The organism is Streptomyces sp. NPDC052107 (assembly GCF_040680215.1).
Taxonomy (GTDB): domain Bacteria; phylum Actinomycetota; class Actinomycetes; order Streptomycetales; family Streptomycetaceae; genus Streptomyces.
Genome location: NZ_JBFAWG010000104.1, coordinates 1 through 17,790 on the forward strand (window position 1 = coordinate 1; position 17,790 = coordinate 17,790).

Here is a 17,790-nt window from a genome sequence, read left to right on the forward strand (position 1 = left end):
GCGGGCGACCAGGACATCCAAAACCGTTCGGGATGCCCGCAGTGACCAGGTATGGGTCCAAGACTCACTACTGCTCACTGATTAGGAACGGTTGAGCGGGCACGCGCTCGATGAGATAGGCCAGGCCGTGCGGCGAGTGGCGGAGAAGCTCCTGCACGTGCCGACCGTACGGGTGAAGGCCCTAGCGGGCGCACCGGGGGGGCGAGGAATATGCCGCGGCGCTGCGAGTTCTGTTCGATCTTGATCCGCGTGCGGTCGAGGTGGTTACGCGCGCCGCCCCGGAGCAGGTGGGTTTCCCGTGAGCGCGCAGACGCTGCGGCTCGGCAGCCGCATGAGCATGATGGCCATCGCCCAATCCCGTCGGGTGGCTGGCAAGATCACCGAGCGGGCCGGCCGCCCGGTGGAGGTCGTCGGGGTGATGACGCCGGGCGACGTCAGCCGGGCGCAACTGGCCCAGATCGGCGGCGCCGGCGTGTTCGTCGGTGCGCTACGGGAGGCGCTGCTGGGCGGTGAGGTCGACCTGGCCGTGCATTCGCTGAAGGACCTGCCGACCGGGTCCGCGGCGGGCATCGTGCTGGCCGCGGTGCCGCCCCGGGACGACCCGCGGGATGCGCTGGTCGCGCGGGACGGCGCCAAGCTCGCCGACCTGCCGTCCGGGGCCAGGATCGGCACCGGCTCGACGCGGCGGGCCGCGCAGCTGCTGAGCCTGCGCGGTGACCTGCGTTGCGTCCCGATCCGCGGCAACGCCGACACCCGGCTGGGCAAGGTGGATTCCGGTGAGCTCGACGGGGTGGTGCTGGCCTACGCCGGTCTGGCCAGGATCGGCCGGGTCGATGCCGTCACCCAGGTCTTCGAGCCGGATGAGATGCTCCCGGCCCCCGGCCAGGGAGCCCTCGCCGTGGAATGCCGCGATGGCGAGCCCGAGCTTGCGGCCTTGCTCGGTGCCGTCACCGGTCAGGCCGGCCTGGCCGCGGTGACAGCCGAGCGCAGCCTGCTCGAGGCGCTGGAGGCCGGATGCAGCGCCCCAGTCGGCGCGTACGCGGCGGGTACGGAGCCGCTGTGGATGCGGGCCGCCGTCATCAGCGCCGACGGAAGCCGGGTGCTGCGCGTGCACGGCGCCACCCCGCTCGCCTCCCCGTCCGCCCTCACCGAAGCCCGGCGGCTCGGCTCTGAGCTGGCGGCGGAGCTGCTGTGCTCCGGGGCGCGAAATCTCATCAAGGCACCAGGGCGCGATATGCCTTGAGCGTGGGCGTGCTTGGGCAGAGCCGCCAGTGGCACCTCGAACGCGCTCAGACCCGAGCGGGAGTGGTCCATGAGTTCGTCTTCGCTGTCCGGCCTCTGAGAAAGGCTCGCCCTCCGGCGGTGTGGAACAGGTGGCCGGTGCCGAAGCCGATGGCGGCCGCAGCCAGCCCGATCAAACCGGTAGTTCATGTTCGATACGTGCCGGAGGGCGTTGACTGCCGACCTGTGCGATGGTCGGAAGTGCGCAAGGTGACCCTGCCGACCTGACAATGAGTGCTATGAGAACTGCCGGCCGATCCCAGAGCGCCGACGCCCAGATGGTTCCTGCCGTCCAGGGAGGGATCGTCTCCCGCCCCGCGCTCTTCGCGCGGCTTGGGAAAGCGGCGCGCGTCACCACGGTATCGGCGCCGGCCGGCAGCGGGAAGACAGTCGTGCTGCGGTCCTGGGTCCGCGAGACAGGCCTGGCAGAGCGAGCCGCGTTCGTCTCGGTCCAGCGCGAGGAGAGCGATCCGCAACGGTTCTGGATCGCTGTGTGCGACGCGCTGCGGGCCACGGCCGCCGGCTCGGACCTGGTGCGGCCGTTGACCAAGGCGCCGGACCTGGACGGGTGGATGATCGTGGAGCGGCTGCTGCAGGACCTGGCGCCGCTGGAGGACCCGGTCTGGCTGATCATCGACGATCTGCACGAGTTGCGCTCGGCCGAGGCGCAGCGCCAGCTGGAACTGCTGCTGATGCGCGCGTCAGCGGAGGTGCGGTTCGTGCTTTCCACACGTCGGGATCTGCGCCTGGGGCTGCACCGGCTGCGGCTGGAGGCGGGACTCACGGAGATCCGCGCGGACGGTCTGCGATTCAGCCTGGAGGAGGCGCGGGCGTTGTTTCAAGACGCCGGGGTGGAGTTGTCCAGGTCAACCCTTGCGCGGCTGCATGAACGGACTGAGGGATGGGCTGCCGGGCTGCGGCTGGCTGCTTTGTCGCTGGCCGGGCATCCAGACCCGGAGAGGTTCGCGGCCGGGTTCGCCGGCAGCGAGCGGACGGTGGCCGATTACCTGCTGGCCGAGGTGATGGAGCGGCAGAGCGAGGAGGTCCGGCTGCTGCTGCTGCGGACCAGCGTGCTGGAGCGGGTGAACGGCGAGCTCGCCGACCTGCTGACCGGGGGTTCCGGCGCGGAACGGGTCTTGCAGGACCTGGAGCAGGCCGGGGCGTTCGTGGTCTCGCTGGACGCGCGGCGTTCCTGGTTCCGCTACCACACGATGTTCGCCGATCTGTTGCAGCTGGAGCTGCGACGCACCGCTCCGCAAGAGGTACCCACGGTACATCGCGCCGCGGCCGGCTGGTATGCGGGACACGGGTATCCGGTGGAGGCGATCCGGCACGCCCAGGCGGCGGGGGACTGGGGTCCGGCGGCCCGCCTGCTGTCGGACCGCTGGATCGGCCTCGGATTGGATGGGCAGGCCGCCACGGCCCACGCGCTGCTGGCCGGATTCCCCGCCGGGGCGATCGCGGCCGACGGGGAGCTCAGCGCGCTGGCCGCATTCGATGAAGCGGAGCATGGATCGCTGGGGAAGGCGGAGCGACAGCTGGCCCTGGCCACCCGCCGCTCCGCGTCGGTGCCCGGAGACCGGCGCGAGCATTTCGATCTGACGGTCACCGTGCTGCGGCTCTTGCTGGCCCGCCAGCGCGGCGACCTGCCAGCCGTGGTCGAGGAGGCGCAGCGGCTGCTTGCCCCGGACGCGGCGGAGCCCGAACGTGGTGATGAGCTGCGCGCGCTGGCACTGATCAGCCTGGGCATCGCCGAAACCTGGGTTTGGCATGAAGAAGTGGACCGGCACCTCGAGCGGGGCGTCGCGCTGGCGCACCGGATCGGGCGGCCGTATCTGGAGATCCTCGGGCTGGCACATCGAGCGGTCGTGGCGCTGAGCCGGGCGCCTGATCTGGTCGCGGAGCGCGGCGGGCAGGCGATCGAGCTGGCCCGGCAGCACGGCTGGACCGACGAGCCGATCGTTGCCGCCGCTTACGTGGCGCTCGGCCTGCGCATGCTCTGGCGGGGACGGCTCGACGAGGCAGAGCCGTGGCTGGAGCGAGCCGAGCCGGCGGTGCGCCAGGAGGCCGATCCGGTGATCGGACTGATGCTTCACTATGGCCGCGGGCTGCTCGAGCTCGCGCGTGGCCGTGACGAGGACGCGCTGGCTGGTTTCCGCTCCGCCGAGCGCATGACAGATCTGGTGGCCGCCCGTCATCCGCTCGCCACGAAGACGCAAGCGTTCCAGCTCCACACGTTGGTGCGGCTCGGCGAAGCGCAGCGCGTCGAACGGGCGCTGGCCGAGCTGAACCCGGGTGAGCGCGAGACCGGGGAGGCTCGGGCCGCCCTGGCGGCGCTGCACCTCGCCCGGAACGACCCGCAGGCGGCCAGCGCCGCGCTCGCGCCCGTCCTCGACGGCTCCGCCCCGCCCATGGCACCCCGTCGCTGGCTGGTTCAACCCCTCTTGCTCGAGGCGATCGCGCGCGACGCGCTCGGCGACCCGGCCGCCGCCGGGCGCGCCCTGGAGCGCGCGCTCGATCTCGTCGAGCCCGATGCCACGGTGCTGCCCTTCCTCCTCCACCCCGCGCCGGAACTGCTCGAACGCCACGCCCGGAGTGGCACCGCTCATGCCGCCATGATCTCCGAGATCCTCGACCTCCTGGCCGGAAAGCAAGGAGAGCTGGCAGCCGGCGCGCCGGCGCGTCTGCGCGAGCCGCTGACCCACAGTGAGACCCGCGTCCTGCGCTACCTGCCCACGAACCTGCCGGCACCGGAGATCGCCGACGAGCTCTCCCTGTCGGTGAACACCGTGCGGACGCACATGCGGCACCTGTACGGGAAGCTCGGCACGCACAGCCGTAGCCAAGCCGTGGCGCAGGCTCGGGCCCTCGGCTTGCTCGCACCCTCCTCGCGCAGGCCCTGAGCCAGGTCTCAGGCCTGGCGGCGCCTGCCGCGGACCCGGCTGCCGGCAGGCGCACCGCCACATGACCGGAGCTCGACCAGTTCCAGGCAGAGCGCTTCGATCTGGGCCAGCACACCATGGAGCGCGGCCTGATCGGGCAGCGTCCCGATGAGCAGGGTGTCGCCTCCCTCGATCTCTGCGTGCAGGCCGGGGAACGCGCCGAGCAGCGTCTGGCTCAGCTGCCCGCGCACGCGGATCTCGTAGCATGCGGACTTCGTCGGCTTGTTCATCGCGTCTCAGCGTTCCGCCCGCAATCTGGGCTGTTTCTTGCCGGATGGCTGCTGTTCCGGACGTCAGGGGAATGGGCCCGGTGCCTGTCGGCGCCGGGCCCGTGGCTGGGTTCGGGCCGCCGGTCAGTGCTGCCCGTCGCGGACGACCTTCTCGACCCTCTCGCCGAGGGTCTGGTCGACGTTCTTCCAGTACTGGAGGGCGCGCTCGAGCACCGGCTCGGACACGCCGCCCAGCAGGTGGCCGGCGATGTTGGACACCAGCCGGTCGCGCTCGGCGTCGTCCAGGACCTCGCGGACCATGGTGCGGGCCTGCCCCCAGTCGTCGTCTTCACGGCGCAGCGTGTAGGCGGACCGGACCATGTCGCCGTCGGCGGACCAGTGCACCTCCGCGGCCGCGACCGGGTCGGCCTGCGGGCCGCCGTAGGAGTTGGGCGCGTACACCGGGTCGGAGACGTTGCGGACACGCATCACGCCGTCCTTGGAGTACGAGTGCATCTCGACCTTCGCCGAGTTCACCGGGATCTGCTTGTAGTTGACCCCGAGCCGGGCGCGGTGCGCGTCGGCGTAGGAGAACCCGCGGGCCAGCAGCATCTTGTCCGGCGACAGCCCGGTGCCGGGCACCTGGTTGTTCGGCTCGAACGCGGCCTGCTCCATCTCGGTGTGGAAGTCGCTCACGTTGCGGTCCAGCGTCAGCCGGCCCACCTCGTGCAGCGGGTAGTCGCCGTGCGGCCACACCTTGGTCAGGTCGAACGGGTTGAACCGGTAGGTCTTGGCATCCTCGAACGGCATGATCTGCACCTTCAGCGTCCAGCTCGGGTACTCCCCGCGCTTGATCGCCTCGAACAGGTCACGCCGGTGGTAGTCGCCGTCCTTGCCGGCCAGGTCGTCGGCCTCGGCCTGGGTGAGGAACTCGATGCCCTGGTCGGTGATGAAGTGGTACTTGACCCAGAACAGCTCACCGTCGGCGTTGAGCCAGGAGTAGGTGTGACTGGAGTACCCGTTCATGTGCCGCCAGGTCCGCGGGATGCCCCGGTCGCCCATCAGCCAGGTCACCATGTGCGCCGACTCCGGGGACAGGGTCCAGAAGTCCCACTGCATGTCGTTGTCCCGCAGCCCGCTGTCGGCGCGGCGCTTCTGGGACCGGATGAAATGCTGGAACTTCAGCGGGTCGCGAATGAAGAACACCGGCGTGTTGTTGCCGACGAGGTCGAGATTGCCCTCGGAGGTGTACATCTTCAGCGAGAACCCGCGCGGATCCCGCCAGGTGTCCGGGCTGCCCTGCTCCCCGGCCACGGTGGAGAACCGGATGAGCGTGTCTGTGCGGGTGCCCGGCTGGAACACCGCGGCCTTGGTGTAGGCGCTGACGTCGTTCGTGGCCTCGAAGTATCCGAACGCGCCGGCTCCCTTGGCGTGCGGCTGACGCTCCGGGATCCGCTCCCGGTTGAAGTTGGCCATCTGCTCGATCAGGTAATGGTCCTGCAGCAGGATCGGGCCGTCGGGACCGACGGTCAGCGAATGGTCGTCGCTGGCCACCGGGATGCCGGCATCGTTGGTCGTCGGCTTGGGCTGCATGCTGGTCATGGACCGTTTCTCCTCTGTGTGTGCGGTGGAATGCGGGGTGATGGAAATCGGGGTGACGGAAAGCGGGGAGGCGACCGGCCCGGGCTGGCCGTTCTGGGGTGTACAAGGCCGGTGACGGCCCGTGCTCGGTCACTTGTCGCCGGGGTTGAGCGCCAGGAACGCCAGCCCCGCCGCGATGCCGGCGACGAGCTGGACGACGAGGTAGACCCAGATCGTCGACCAGCCGAACAGTCCTGCGGTGGCGCCGCCCAGCGCGACCGCCGGGTTGAACACGCCGCCGGAAATGCCGCCGACGGCGAACGCGCCGGCCGTGACGGTGAAACCGATCGCGAGCCCGTAGAACCCGTTGTCGGGCTGGTCCTTGCTGGTAGCCACGTTCAGCACGACGTAGCACAGCGCGAAGGTGACCAGCAGCTCGACCACGGCGGCGGCCGCCTCGGTGTGCCCGGACAGGGCCAGGGTCCGGACGGCCGGGGGGTCGACCACGGCACGGGCGATGACCCCGGCGACGACGCCGGCGACCACCTGCGCGACCGCGTACGCGATCGCGTCCCGGACTCCGATCCGGCGGCGGACCAGCGCCGCCAGCGTCACCGCCGGGTTGTAGTGGCCGCCGGAGATGTGCCCGCCGGCGTAGATCATGACCATCAGGGTCGCGCCGGCCGCCAGTGGCACGAACGTGCTGCCGCTCAATGCGGCCATCGCGACCGCGAACGTCAGGAAGAACGCGCCGATGAACTCGGTGACGTATTTCCGCGCCGCCACCCCGTACCGCGGGACGGAAGCCGCGTAGATGTGCGCTCGTTCTCGCGTGGTTGCTTCTGCCATGGTGGTGCTCCGTTTCCTGCTGTCCGGCTTGACCGATGCATTCAGCCTCACGTCCACCCTGGTGAACCGGCATCACAAGGTTCTGGTGGTTTTCATGCAAGATGTTCGGATTGCGGGTCACGTCGCCCGCCGGTGAAAGCGACGACGAAAAGCCTGGGGGCGGCGCCACCATCCATCCGGCCCTTGGTGAGGCGCCCGTCACCGAACTTGGTGAAGCCGGAGGACGCGTCCACGTGCCGGATGCCGGGCTACGACGCGGCCTCCTGGTCGTGCATCCGACCTGGGCGCTGGGCCCCGGATCACAGGGTGCGGCCCTGACCGTCGTTGATCCTGGTGGTCTTGACGGTGTTCTGCCTGCGCTTGCCGCAGACGAAGGCCCGCCGGCCGGGACGGCCTGCGTGTGGGCGGCACACCTGGGTCTCCATCCCGTCGATCCGCAAGGTAACGCCCTCGGCTGCGGCATAGGCGAACACGTCATCCAGGGTCCGCAGCCGGATGCCGGGCCGGTCGGGGACGGCGAACCCACGGTCCGCCAGCAGCGGGCGGACCCCCCGGATCGCCCGGCCGATCGTGGCGGACCCCACCTCGTGGAGCACGCCCAACGCCTCATGGGTGAGCCCAGTCGGCAGATGGACCAGTGTCACCAGGAGCCGGTCGGTGAAGACCAGTTCGTACTTCGGCCCGGCCCCCGCCTCTCGCCGACGGTCGCCCTCACGTCGCTCATGGCGCCCGGACTCACAGCGCGCCACCCAACGCGGGGCGAGTTCTGCGATCAACTCGCCCAGATGATGGTGCGACAGCCCGTAGAAGGCAGGATGGGACATGGCCGCGCGGCCTGTTTGATCTTCACACACCAGGCAACTCGCGTGGGTGTCTCTTTGGCCCCGCACTCACCGACCAAGATCAATCGCAGGTCGGCCCATTAGGGTCGGGGGCATGACGACACCTCTTGCCAGCAGTGCCTTCGACTCGCTCCGCCTCGACGCCGTGCCCGACCAGGAGGCGCTGCGTCGGGCCTACGAACTCCCCAGCGACGCGGCCGTGCGCAAGCAGATGACCGAACTCACCGAACAGACCCAGCGATTGATCGGATGCTCATCGCTGGTCCTGGTCGCCAGCGCGGACGCCGAGGGCAACTGTGACGTTTCCCCGCGCGGCGGCCCCGCCGGGTTCGTCGCCGTCCTGGACCGACGGACGGTGGCGATACCGGACGCGACCGGCAACAAGCGTCTGGACACCCTGCAGAACGTCGTCGCCACCGGACGGGCCGGGCTGCTGTTCGTCATCCCGGGGCGCACCACGACGCTCAGGGTGAACGGGCGGGCCTGCGTCTCCACCCGCCCGGAGCTGCTGTCGCAGCTGACCGCCGTGGGCAAGCCGCCGGCCAGTGCGCTGGTGCTGGGGATCGAGGAGGTCTACCCGCACTGCCCCAAGTCGCTCCTGCGCAGCGGGGCCTGGAAGCCGGAGCAGTGGCTGCCGGCGGACGCCCAGCCGACCTCGGCCGAGGTGACGCTGGCTCAGCTGCGGATGCCGGAGCTGACGATCGCTGACATCGAGCAGGCGGAGGCGGATTCGCTGAAGTACCGGTACGAGTAACGGGCCGACCAGCGATTGCTGAACCACCAGCCCGCCGAACCCCCATACCAGCACGCCGCAAGATCAATCGCGGGGCGTCCCGTTAGCCGCGGCGGCCACAATCGCGAGCCCGGGACCGGCGCCGCCCGCCGACGGAGAGCGGCTCGCGTCGGCGCGCGAGAAGCGGTCTGCTCGGCGGCTTCACCGCGGAGGACGACTCCGCCCTCTCTTGCGGCTGCGCCGGCCCGGGCCACACAGCCCGCTGCCGGCCGGAGGCCGCGTCGTAGCCCGGCATCCGGCACGTGGACGCGTCCTCCGGCTTCACCAAGTTCGGTGACGGGCGCCTCACCAAGGGCCGGATGGATGGTGGCGCCGCCCCCAGGCTTTTCGTCGTCGCTTTCGCCGGCGGGCGACGTGACCCGCAATCCGAACATCTTGCATGAAAACCACCAGAACCTTGTGATGCCGGTTCACCAGGGTGGACGTGAGGCTGAATGCGGCCGATCAAGCCGAAACGGAATGGGCGCAGGTAACGATGCCCAGCTGAACAGCAGGCAAAGGAGCACACGAAAAAATGGCAGGAGTAATTAGTGAGCTCCCCAATCCCCACGAGATACACGACGCTGCGATTGCCATGCTCGACGCCGATGGGACGGTGGTCGGGTGGACGGGCACCGCACAGCGGCTTGTCGGGTACTCGGCCGGGCAGGTGGTGGGCCGGTCCGTGGCGGTCGTGTTGCCGCTCGCCCAGAACGCGTCGCAAGTGCAGGCGTTCGTGGAGCAGTGCCGTGCTCGGGGTGGCTGGTCCGGCAATGCGGCGGTCCGCCACCGCGACGGCCACACGCTCAATGTGGGCTTGCGGATCTTGCAGTTGTGGGGGCAGGGCGGAGCGGTCCACTGGCTCGTCTCCGGGACCGACATCGCAGCGCTCTCTTTGGCGTCGAGCAGCGGATCGGTGCGGGAGTCGATTCTCACCCGCACACCGATCGGCATCATCGTGCGCGACCGGGAACTGCGCTGCACGTGGGTCAACGACGCCGTCGAGCGCCAGGACGGCGTCCCCCGCGACCGGCGGCTCGGACGTCGCCTCACGGCTGCGCTGTCCGGCTGGGAGAGCGAAGCGCTCGAGGTGGTGATGCGGCAGGTGCTCAACAGCGGTAGGCCCGCAGCCCTCGAGTACCGGGCGTGGCCGCCGGCGGAAAAGCGCCGGGACCACGTGTTCGCGGCCTCGATCTGCTGCCTCCAGGACGCCGACGGGCAGACGCTCGGGGTGTGCTGCATCAATCTGGATGTTACCGGCAACCGGCGGGCGCGCGAGCGTCTGGCCATCCTCAGCGAGGCCAGCACGCGGATCGGCAGCAGTCTGGACGTGATGCAGACCAGCCAGGAACTGGCTGAACTCGCCGTGCCCCTGCTGGCCGACTACGCCACCGTCGACCTGGTGGAGTCGGTCACGCTCGGCGAAAAACTCCCGGGCTGCATCGGACCGGCGGGCGGGCGCCACCCGGTTCTCCGCCGGGGCGGCGTGGCCTCGATCCACCCGGGGATCCCGGAATCCCCGTGGGCACGCGGTGAACCGGTCTTCATCCCACCGCACGCCCCCCAGATCAGCGTTCTGTCCTCCGGCCGCTCTCACCTGGAACCGATGCTGGACACCGCTGCCGGCACATGGCTCGACCGCGATCCCGCGCGTGCGCGGACGATCCGCGAGCACGGGATTCACTCCCTGATGATCGTGCCCATCCGCGCACGGCGGGCGGTGCTGGGCGTGGCGTTGTTCATCCGCACCGAGGAACCCACCCCGTTCCAGGAAGACGATCTGCTCCTCGCCGAGGGACTCGTCACCCGGGCCGCACTCGCCTTGGACAACGCCCGCCAGTACACCCGCGAGCACACCGCGGCCCTCACGCTCCAACGCACTCTGCTGCCCCACCGTTTGGGGGAAAGTGCGGCCGTCGAGGTGGCCTGGCGCTACCTGCCGGCCGACGCGGACGCCGGCGTCGGGGGCGACTGGTTCGATGTGATCCCGCTGTCCAGTGCCCGGGTGGCGCTGGTCGTCGGCGACGTGGTCGGACACGGCATCAACGCCGCCGCCACCATGGGCAGCCTGCGCACCGCGGTCCGCACGCTCGCGGCTATGGACCTGCCCCCCGACGAACTGCTGACCCGCCTCGATGACATGGTCCGGCGGCTGACCGAGGAGGACGGGGACGCCGACGACTACGAGAAGCTCGCCGTGATGGGCTCGACCTGTCTGTACGCCGTCTACGACCCGGTCACCCGGCGGTGCACCATGGCACGGGCCGGGCACCCCCCGCCCGCGATCATCGACCCGCGCGGCAAGGTCACCTTCCCTGACCTCCCCACCGGAGCCCCCCTCGGCATCGGCCTGGTCCCTTTCGAGGCCGTGGAGCTGGAACTGCCCCCCGGCACGCGGCTCGCCTTCTACACCGACGGCCTGATCGAGACCCGCGACCACGACCTCGACGTCGGAATGAAGCGACTGAGCGCCAGCTTGGCACAGCCTGGCGGGACCCTGGAGCACCTGTGCTCCTCCGTGATCGAGACGCTGCCCATCCAGCCGCCATCCGACGATGTCACCCTGCTCCTGGCGCGGACGCGTTCTCTGAGCTCCAGCCAGACTGCGACCTGGGACCTGCCCAGCGACCCTGCCGTCGTCCGCACCGCCCGGGCTTTGGTCACCGGAGAACTGGCCCGGTGGGGGCTGGATCGGATGGTGCCGTCCACGGAGCTGATCGTCAGCGAACTGGTCACCAACGCCGTCCGCCACGCCACTGGCCCCATCCGTCTGCGCCTGATCCGGCACGAGGTTCTGACCTGCGAAGTCTCCGATGCCAGCGACTGTCTGCCTCGTCGGCGCCTGGCCCGCAGCCTCGACGAGTCCGGCCACGGCCTCTCCATCGTCGCCCAGCTCTGCCGGCGACAGGGATGCCGCTGCACAACGGGCGGCGGCAAGACCGCCTGGGCCGAACAAGAACTGCCGAAAGATGCCTATTAGGGCCTGCGTGATGTTGTGATCGCTCTTTGGGTTCTGTTCTTGTACGGGGGCCGGATCCGGTGGGACGCTTGGTGTGACGCGCAGGCAACTGACCGACGAGCAGTGGAAGTTCATCGAGCCCCACCTGCCGATCGGCGGGTTCGGCCCGTACTCCGAGCGGCTGCGGGAACAGTTCGAGGGGGTGATCTGGCGGTTCCGCACCAGCAGCCAGAGGCGGGAGATGCCGGGCGAGTTCGGCCCGTGGTCGACGGTCTACGGCCGCTTCCGGGGTGTGGCGGGACGCCGGCCTCTTCACCGAACTGCTCGCAGGCCTGATCGCCGAGGCCGCCCGCCAGGGACAGACGGACTCATCCCTGGTCAGCGTGGACTCCACCACTGCCCGCGCCCACCACGACGCAGCCGGGATGCGCATCGGCAAGGACGTCATGGACGCCCTTGAGGAAGCCGCCGCCGAGCAGGAGCGGGCCCGGCCAAAAGGGGCGGCCCGCCAGAACAGAACGGACAGCACGGCAGTGACGACCCCGAGCAGGAAGAGCGGCGGCACATCAGGCGACGGCGCAAGCTCCGCTTGAGCCAAGCCCTGCTCGGCAGATCCCGTGGTCGGCTCTGTCACGTTGCTGGGGGTGTGAACGTCTGACGGTGCGTCGGGGCACGGTGGGCTTGTGGTCTGGGCCTATGCTCGGGCCGTGGTGGGTCGGCCAGCAGCGCCAGCGTCCCCGGCGGTCTTCCCGGGCTGGGGCAGTTCCAGGACACGACCGACCCGGACGCCTACCACCTCGTGGAGGTCTTCCGCGACGAACAGGGAGTCGCCACGCACCGCGAGACCGCTCACTACGCCCGGTGGGCGAAGGCCTCGCGGGAGTTCCTCGCCAAGCGCCTCACCCTGGTGCAGGTTCGCGGCGTACTGCCGCTGACCCTGCCGTCCCAACCAGCGCGGTCAGACCCGCCAAGTCCACCGGCTGCCCTGGAAAGAGGTTCCCGTGATCCGCCGTGACCGACGCCTGCGGCCACGGCCGCCACGAGCACCGTCACGTACAGGTCGTCACCGTCAACGGCCTGCTCTTCTCGCACGCCCGCCAGGTCCTGCGCATCTAGCGCAGACGCCGCTTGTACGGAGCGAAGAAGTGGTCCAGCGAGACTCTCTATGCCATCATCGACGTGCGCGCCGAGCAGGCATCCGCCGCCGAGATCGCCACCTGGGCTCGCGGGCACTGGACCGTGGAGAACACCGTCCACTCGGAGTGCCATGTCATCTTCGGCGAGGACAAGTCCCAGCCAAGTCCCGCCATACGCCCGCCGTGCTCGCCGCGGCGCGCTCAAGCTCGCCGGGTACGTCGACACCGCCGCCCGACGCCGAGCCCACACCGAACTCCACCGCACCCTTGCCCTCTACCGCATCACATGATCAACCGGACATTCGAGGCAAACGCCAGGGCCAGGGAGCGCGTTCGCACGATGAACGGCTGGCGACCTCGAAGACCGACCGGAAGCCGGTCACGCGCAGAGGGTTCATCCCGACACGAACCGGCCAGCTGATTCGCCTTCCCAAATCGTGACGTACAGTCAGGAACATCGTGGCCGAGCCGTCGGCCACTCGAGGACAACGGGGAGCGCGCGATGGCCGGTATGACGGTCGGATTCATCGGTCTCGGCGCGATGGGGCAGGGCATGGCCGCCAACCTGGTACGCGTCGGCCACCGTGTGCGGGTCTGGAACCGATCGCCCCAGCCTGTCGCTGCGCTGACGAAGCAGGGTGCCGAGGCCGCTAAGGACATCGCTGGCGCCTTCTCCGCCGACGTGGTCGTCTCCATGCTGGCCAAGGACGACATCGTCGAACAACTGCTGCTCGACCCTGCCTTGCTGGCGGGGGCGAAGGCCTCCCTGCACGTCAACATGGCAACGGTCTCACCTGAGCTCACCGACCGTGCCGTGGCCCTGCACACCGAGCACGGCATCGGGTACCTCGCGGCGCCCGTCCTCGGCCGTCCCCCGGTCGCCGCCGCCGGCGAACTGAGCATCCTGACCGCAGGCGATCCGGCACTCCTCAAGAGGGCAGAACCGCTGCTGGCGGCTATGGGCCAGCGCATCTGGAATTTCGGCGAGCGTCCCAGGCAGGCCATCATCGCCAAAATCAGCGTCAACTTCCTGATTATCTGTGCGATCGAGTCAATGGCGGAGGCGTGCACTCTGGCCGAGGCCAACGGTGTGCGCACGACCGACCTCATCGAGATGCTCACCAGCACTGTTTTCCCCGGACCCATCTACGGCGGCTACGGCACCATGGTTGCCGAACGCCGCTACGAACCAGTCGGCTTCCGCCTTCCCCTTGGCCTCAAAGATGTCAACCTCGCCCTCACCACGGGCGCTGGGGCGAGCGTCCCGCTGCCTTTCGGCAGCGTGCTGCGGGATGCCTTCCTCGACGCCCTCGCACACGGTGACGCCGACAAAGACTGGGTCGCCATCACGGACGTTTCCCGGCGCCGGGCCGGCCTGCCCACATAGGGCACGGTGGACAGAGCTTCTCGTCCAGGAGCGACGCCGCGTTCAAGGCACTGGCGGAAGTCTCTGGGGAGTACCCCATGGTCATACCTGATCCGCAGGCCCCCGACGCCTATCTGCCAGAGGCATGAGTCACTCACTACTTGGTCGCCGAGGTCGACGTCTGGACACCGGCGCGGCCCGGGCTTGACTCTCAAGACCCCCGTCGAGCGGTAGCGACGTGTCGTGCATTGTCCCCGACAGCCAACGCCAAAAGACGTCCTCGCTCCAACCTCGCCCGCTCACCAGGGACGCGTAGTGGCTGGGATCGCTGAAGAACCGTTCCTAGAGACTGAGCGGGAGTGAGTCCTGTTGCCAGGACTCGTGCTCAGCCGAACGCCCTAAACGGTGTTGGGTGTTCTGGTCCACCGCGTACGCTCCGCGTCCGGCGCGCACGGATCGGGTCCGTGGTCCGGGGATGGCGGCAGTTGCCCTCACGTCCCGGGGTGCCCGGTCGGGCCTGGACGGTCCGATGCCCCACACGATCGCTCCGGTCGTATGGGCGCGGTGCCGTCCGTCGCCGGATCGGGTGTCCCAGGGCGCGCCTGCCGATCGCCACGGCTGCCGCGTCGTGGCGAGTGGTCTTGCGGCGTTTGGCGGTGAGCAGCTTTTGCCAGTGCTGGGCGCCCCACTTGGAGGTGTAGGCCGGGTCGACGGCGACGACGGTGATGCCGAGTTCGGCCGCCATGGACACGAGGCGGGCCCGCAGCCTGGCCACGCACATGCCGGAGATGAGCTTGCGGAACTTCTTGCGACGCCCGTGCTTCTCGCGGGTTGTCTTGGCCGTGAAGTAGAGGTCTTCGACGGCGACCGCGAGACGGTGGCGCTTGGCCCAGTGCAGGAGGCGGATCAGGGCGTGGCGGACCTGCGCGTCGCGATGGCCGGCGGTGCCGGTCAGGCCGTAGTCGAAGGGTCGGGGTTCGCCGGTGGGGTTGCCGTGTTCGTCGAGGCGCCAGGCGGCAAGGTGGTCGGCGTTGGTGTCCACGCCGACCAGGCCGCCCGCACGGACCGTGGCCAGGGACAAGACGGTGACCGACGGGTTCGTCCATGATGCGGTGAGATACCGGCGGCCTCGGCTCACGTCTTCGTGGATGCGGTAGCCACGGCCCGGTTGGCACTGACGCGGTCGCGCCACTCCGCGCCCCGGTGTGTGAACGCCACGCGGGCGGCGAGCACGTACCGGCCGTGTGGGGCGTTGGCCAGGTGCGCCAGCGGGGCGGGGAGCTTGAGGCACTCCCTCACGCACGCCAGAACGCGCCCATCCCGCAGCCAAACGACAACAGCTCGTTACCCCAGGATGTGGGTTGCCTGCTCCAGATCGAGGACCCGCGCAACGGCCCAGGGACCTACTGCGACCGGGTGGCTGATGTGGTGAACACGCTGTTGGTGTTGGCATGCGACCCCGAGCCGGGCCGAGAAGCTGGCGAACGGCCAATCCGGAGCTTGCGGAGTGAGATCGCCGAGCTGGACGCCGAATCGGTCCGTCCTGGAGCCTCGCCGCGGCTCCCGATCCGAGGACACCGAGGTGCGAGAGCTGAGCGCTCGCGCACATGTCGCAGAGGCACATCGCGGAGTTGGAGGTCACCCCGGTGATCAACGAGCGGCACGACCAGGTCGGCCAGCCTGGACCTGTACGTACGCAGCGAGTAGGACCAACGGCTGCCAGGACACCCGTTGCTCATGGCCGGCGTCCCCTATGCTGGCTGCCGCCGCGGCACACGCCCTGGAGACCGCGGTACGGGCGCGTCTCCGCGAACGCTCTGAAGCCGTGGAGGTATGGCCGCGCATGTGCACCTCGGCCCATGAGTGTGACTCGCCGGCCGCACTTCCGCATCCCGCTGTGGGCCCTGGGAGTGGGCGGGCCCATCGGCCGCGGCCCGCTCGCCCATGTGCCGCATTTCCCGGACCGCCTCCGACCGACCGGCGAGCTCGACTCGAAACTGTACAGCGGCCCACGGAGCCCCAGTTGGCGGGTGCAGGCGCCACCGAGCTGACCCGCCGCATGCTCGAGGAGCCGGCGAGTCAATTCCAGCAGGCCGTACTACCGGCACGCCGCCTTACCTGGTCGGATGAAGCATTCGGCAGCCGCACAGTCACAGCCCTACCGCCACGGCGAGCAGGTCCACCTGTTCGAGGCCGCCGCCGTGGGGGAAGAGAATGAGCTCGTCACAGCCCGCTTCGGTGTAGGCAGCGACCTCGCGCGCCACTTGTTCGGGCGTGGCCAGACCCGCTTCGATGCTTTCGCGAATATAGGTTCCCGAGGTGTAGTAGCTCGCAAGGCTGTTGTACAGGCGTTGCTCTGCGCCTGGGCCCAGCGCGAAGTGCGCGGTCGCCACCAGGCGGGGCTCGCCCGCCTTGCCCGCGTCCTGCCAGGCCTGTCGGACCCCTGGGAGGTGGGACCGGAAGTTCTCGACACCCTGGGCTCCACCGAGCCAGCCGCGAGCGTAGGTGACCATCCGCCGCAGGGCGGGCTTGGTGAAACCGCCCATCAGCAGCGGGGGGCCGCCGGGCGTGGCCGGGCGCGGTCCGATACCGTCCTGGCCTTGCCACTGCCGGGTGGCCGTTTCGAGTAGTGAGTCGAACAGTTTGCCGCGGCGCTGGAAATCGAGTCGGCTCGCTCTGTAGTCGTCCTCCCGGGCGCCGGGTGCAAGGCCCAGCACAAGTCGGCCGCCTGACATCCGGTCGAGCGTGGCAGCGGACTTGGCGAACAGCGCGTGGTTGGCGCGCAGTGGGGCCAGCAGGATGCCGGTGGTCAGCCGGATGCGGGAGGTGGCTCCGGCGGCTACGGCCAGGGCGGTCAGCGGCTCGTAGTTGTCGTAGACAAGGCGGTCGGTACTGCCGAGCGTGGAGAAGCCGCGCTCCTCGGCGCGTTTGGCCCAGTCCACGATCGACAGGCCCGGGTCAGGGCGCAGTACTGGTAGTCCGATGCCGATCTCCATGGCGTCGTGCTCCTCCCGGCCCAGGGCAGGACGCCCGGACCTCGTCGTCGGTCAGCCGGTTAGCCGATTCACGCCCGTAACGCTTACGCTCGGTCACTATCACGCTATCTGGCAGGAGCGTGACGGGGGGTGTCACGCTCCCCGCGAGTTGCATCCCCGACTAGCGGAACCGTCGCGATATCGCGGCTTGGAAGCCTGGAAGGCCGGCTTGTCAATCCCCTCGCAGTATGGAGACGATCTATGCGGCCAGTCCCTCGACGAGGGTGGCCCGGTAGTCACGTTCGTAGTCGATCGGGCTCTTGAACCCGCACACGCTGTGTAGCCGCCTGGCGTTGTAGAAGTCGGTGATCCAGGTGGCGATCTTGATGCGGGCCTCGGTGCGGATGCGGAAGGTTATGCCGGTGTACGTACTCCACTTTGAGGACCCTGTTGAACGCCTCGCTCACGGCGTCGAAGCAAGATCCAGCTCTGCCCATGGACTGCACCACGCCGGGCTTGCGGCAGGCACGCTTGAACCGCCGCGAGCAGTACTCGCTGCCCCTGTGGCCACCTGCCCGGCGTCGGCCGGGGCAGAGCCGAGCCGACGCCCGCGCCGACGTGGGCGAACCGCGGGTCGTGCCCGTGCCGGGCGTCCTTCGTGCGGTAGAGGTCGATGAGTAGGTGTACTTGTCACGGGGCTGGATGGCGCTGGCGGAAAGGAATGGGTCGCCTCTACTTAGCCGCGAGGCTCGCCGAGGTCAGCGTGGTCGCCGCCCCGTGCCACTAGAAGGCTTATGAAGATCTTGGGGTTCTGGCCCCGCCGCGTGAGCGGCGGGGCCAGACTCGTTTTCGTGGTGATGGGGGAATGGGCCGGGGAG

10 protein-coding genes and 5 pseudogenes are annotated in these 17,790 nt (G+C 69.5%); 9 read left to right on the forward strand and 6 right to left on the reverse strand.

Going from position 1 to position 17,790, the window contains the following annotated elements:
- Positions 1–112: 112 nt before the first annotated feature.
- The 3 genes and pseudogenes from AB0M27_RS41480 to AB0M27_RS41490 form a co-directional block, all read left to right on the forward strand.
- Positions 113–302, forward strand: a pseudogene (locus tag AB0M27_RS41480) (glutamyl-tRNA reductase); the annotation flags it as partial.
- The gene (hemC, locus tag AB0M27_RS41485; RefSeq protein WP_365730302.1) at positions 299–1,243 is read left to right on the forward strand and encodes a hydroxymethylbilane synthase; all 945 of its coding nucleotides are present in this window, start codon (positions 299–301) and stop codon (positions 1,241–1,243) included. The pseudogene AB0M27_RS41480 and the gene hemC, both read left to right, overlap by 4 nt.
- Before the next feature lie 277 nt (positions 1,244–1,520).
- Entirely contained in the window at positions 1,521–4,184 is a 2,664-nt protein-coding gene (locus AB0M27_RS41490; protein WP_365730304.1) for a LuxR C-terminal-related transcriptional regulator, read from the forward strand.
- Positions 4,185–4,192: 8 nt separating this feature from the next.
- Here the strand turns inward: AB0M27_RS41490 and AB0M27_RS41495 are convergent, their stop codons facing one another.
- The 4 genes from AB0M27_RS41495 to AB0M27_RS41510 all read right to left on the reverse strand — a co-directional run bounded on the left by AB0M27_RS41495 (position 4,193) and on the right by AB0M27_RS41510 (position 7,686).
- The gene (locus AB0M27_RS41495; protein ID WP_365730306.1) at positions 4,193–4,453 is read right to left on the reverse strand and encodes a hypothetical protein; all 261 of its coding nucleotides are present in this window, start codon (positions 4,451–4,453) and stop codon (positions 4,193–4,195) included.
- Between the two features lie 123 nt (positions 4,454–4,576).
- The gene (locus AB0M27_RS41500; protein ID WP_365730308.1) at positions 4,577–6,034 is read right to left on the reverse strand and encodes a catalase; all 1,458 of its coding nucleotides are present in this window, start codon (positions 6,032–6,034) and stop codon (positions 4,577–4,579) included.
- 129 nt (positions 6,035–6,163) lie between these two features.
- Positions 6,164–6,862, reverse strand: a complete 699-nt coding sequence (locus AB0M27_RS41505; protein WP_365730310.1) for an aquaporin — start codon at positions 6,860–6,862, stop codon at positions 6,164–6,166.
- Between the two features lie 299 nt (positions 6,863–7,161).
- On the reverse strand, positions 7,162–7,686 hold the full coding sequence (locus AB0M27_RS41510) for a transposase family protein (RefSeq protein WP_365730314.1): 525 nt from the start codon (positions 7,684–7,686) through the stop codon (positions 7,162–7,164).
- Between the two features lie 112 nt (positions 7,687–7,798).
- On the opposite strand from AB0M27_RS41510, the gene AB0M27_RS41515 reads away from it, so the two are divergent.
- The 6 genes and pseudogenes from AB0M27_RS41515 to AB0M27_RS41540 form a co-directional block, all read left to right on the forward strand.
- A complete protein-coding gene (locus AB0M27_RS41515; RefSeq protein WP_365730318.1) occupies positions 7,799–8,458 on the forward strand; it encodes an MSMEG_1061 family FMN-dependent PPOX-type flavoprotein in 660 nt (219 codons plus the stop codon).
- Positions 8,459–9,011: 553 nt separating this feature from the next.
- Complete coding sequence (locus tag AB0M27_RS41520; protein WP_365730321.1) at positions 9,012–11,456, forward strand: SpoIIE family protein phosphatase; 2,445 nt, start codon at positions 9,012–9,014, stop codon at positions 11,454–11,456.
- A 73-nt stretch (positions 11,457–11,529) separates the two neighbouring features.
- A pseudogene (locus AB0M27_RS41525) lies at positions 11,530–12,063 on the forward strand (transposase); the annotation flags it as partial.
- Positions 12,064–12,189: 126 nt separating this feature from the next.
- Positions 12,190–12,450: an antibiotic biosynthesis monooxygenase gene (locus tag AB0M27_RS41530; protein ID WP_365730324.1), complete on the forward strand. Its 261-nt coding sequence runs from the start codon at positions 12,190–12,192 to the stop codon at positions 12,448–12,450.
- Positions 12,377–12,861, forward strand: a pseudogene (locus AB0M27_RS41535) (ISAs1 family transposase); the annotation flags it as partial. The gene AB0M27_RS41530 and the pseudogene AB0M27_RS41535, both read left to right, overlap by 74 nt.
- A gap of 203 nt (positions 12,862–13,064) precedes the next feature.
- Positions 13,065–13,958: pseudogene (locus tag AB0M27_RS41540) on the forward strand (NAD(P)-dependent oxidoreductase); the annotation flags it as partial.
- A 321-nt stretch (positions 13,959–14,279) separates the two neighbouring features.
- Here the strand turns inward: AB0M27_RS41540 and AB0M27_RS41545 are convergent.
- A pseudogene (locus tag AB0M27_RS41545) lies at positions 14,280–15,224 on the reverse strand (IS200/IS605 family accessory protein TnpB-related protein); the annotation flags it as partial.
- An 863-nt stretch (positions 15,225–16,087) separates the two neighbouring features.
- A complete protein-coding gene (locus AB0M27_RS41550) occupies positions 16,088–16,933 on the reverse strand; it encodes an LLM class flavin-dependent oxidoreductase (protein ID WP_365730322.1) in 846 nt (281 codons plus the stop codon).
- Between the last annotated feature and the right edge of the window lie 857 nt (positions 16,934–17,790).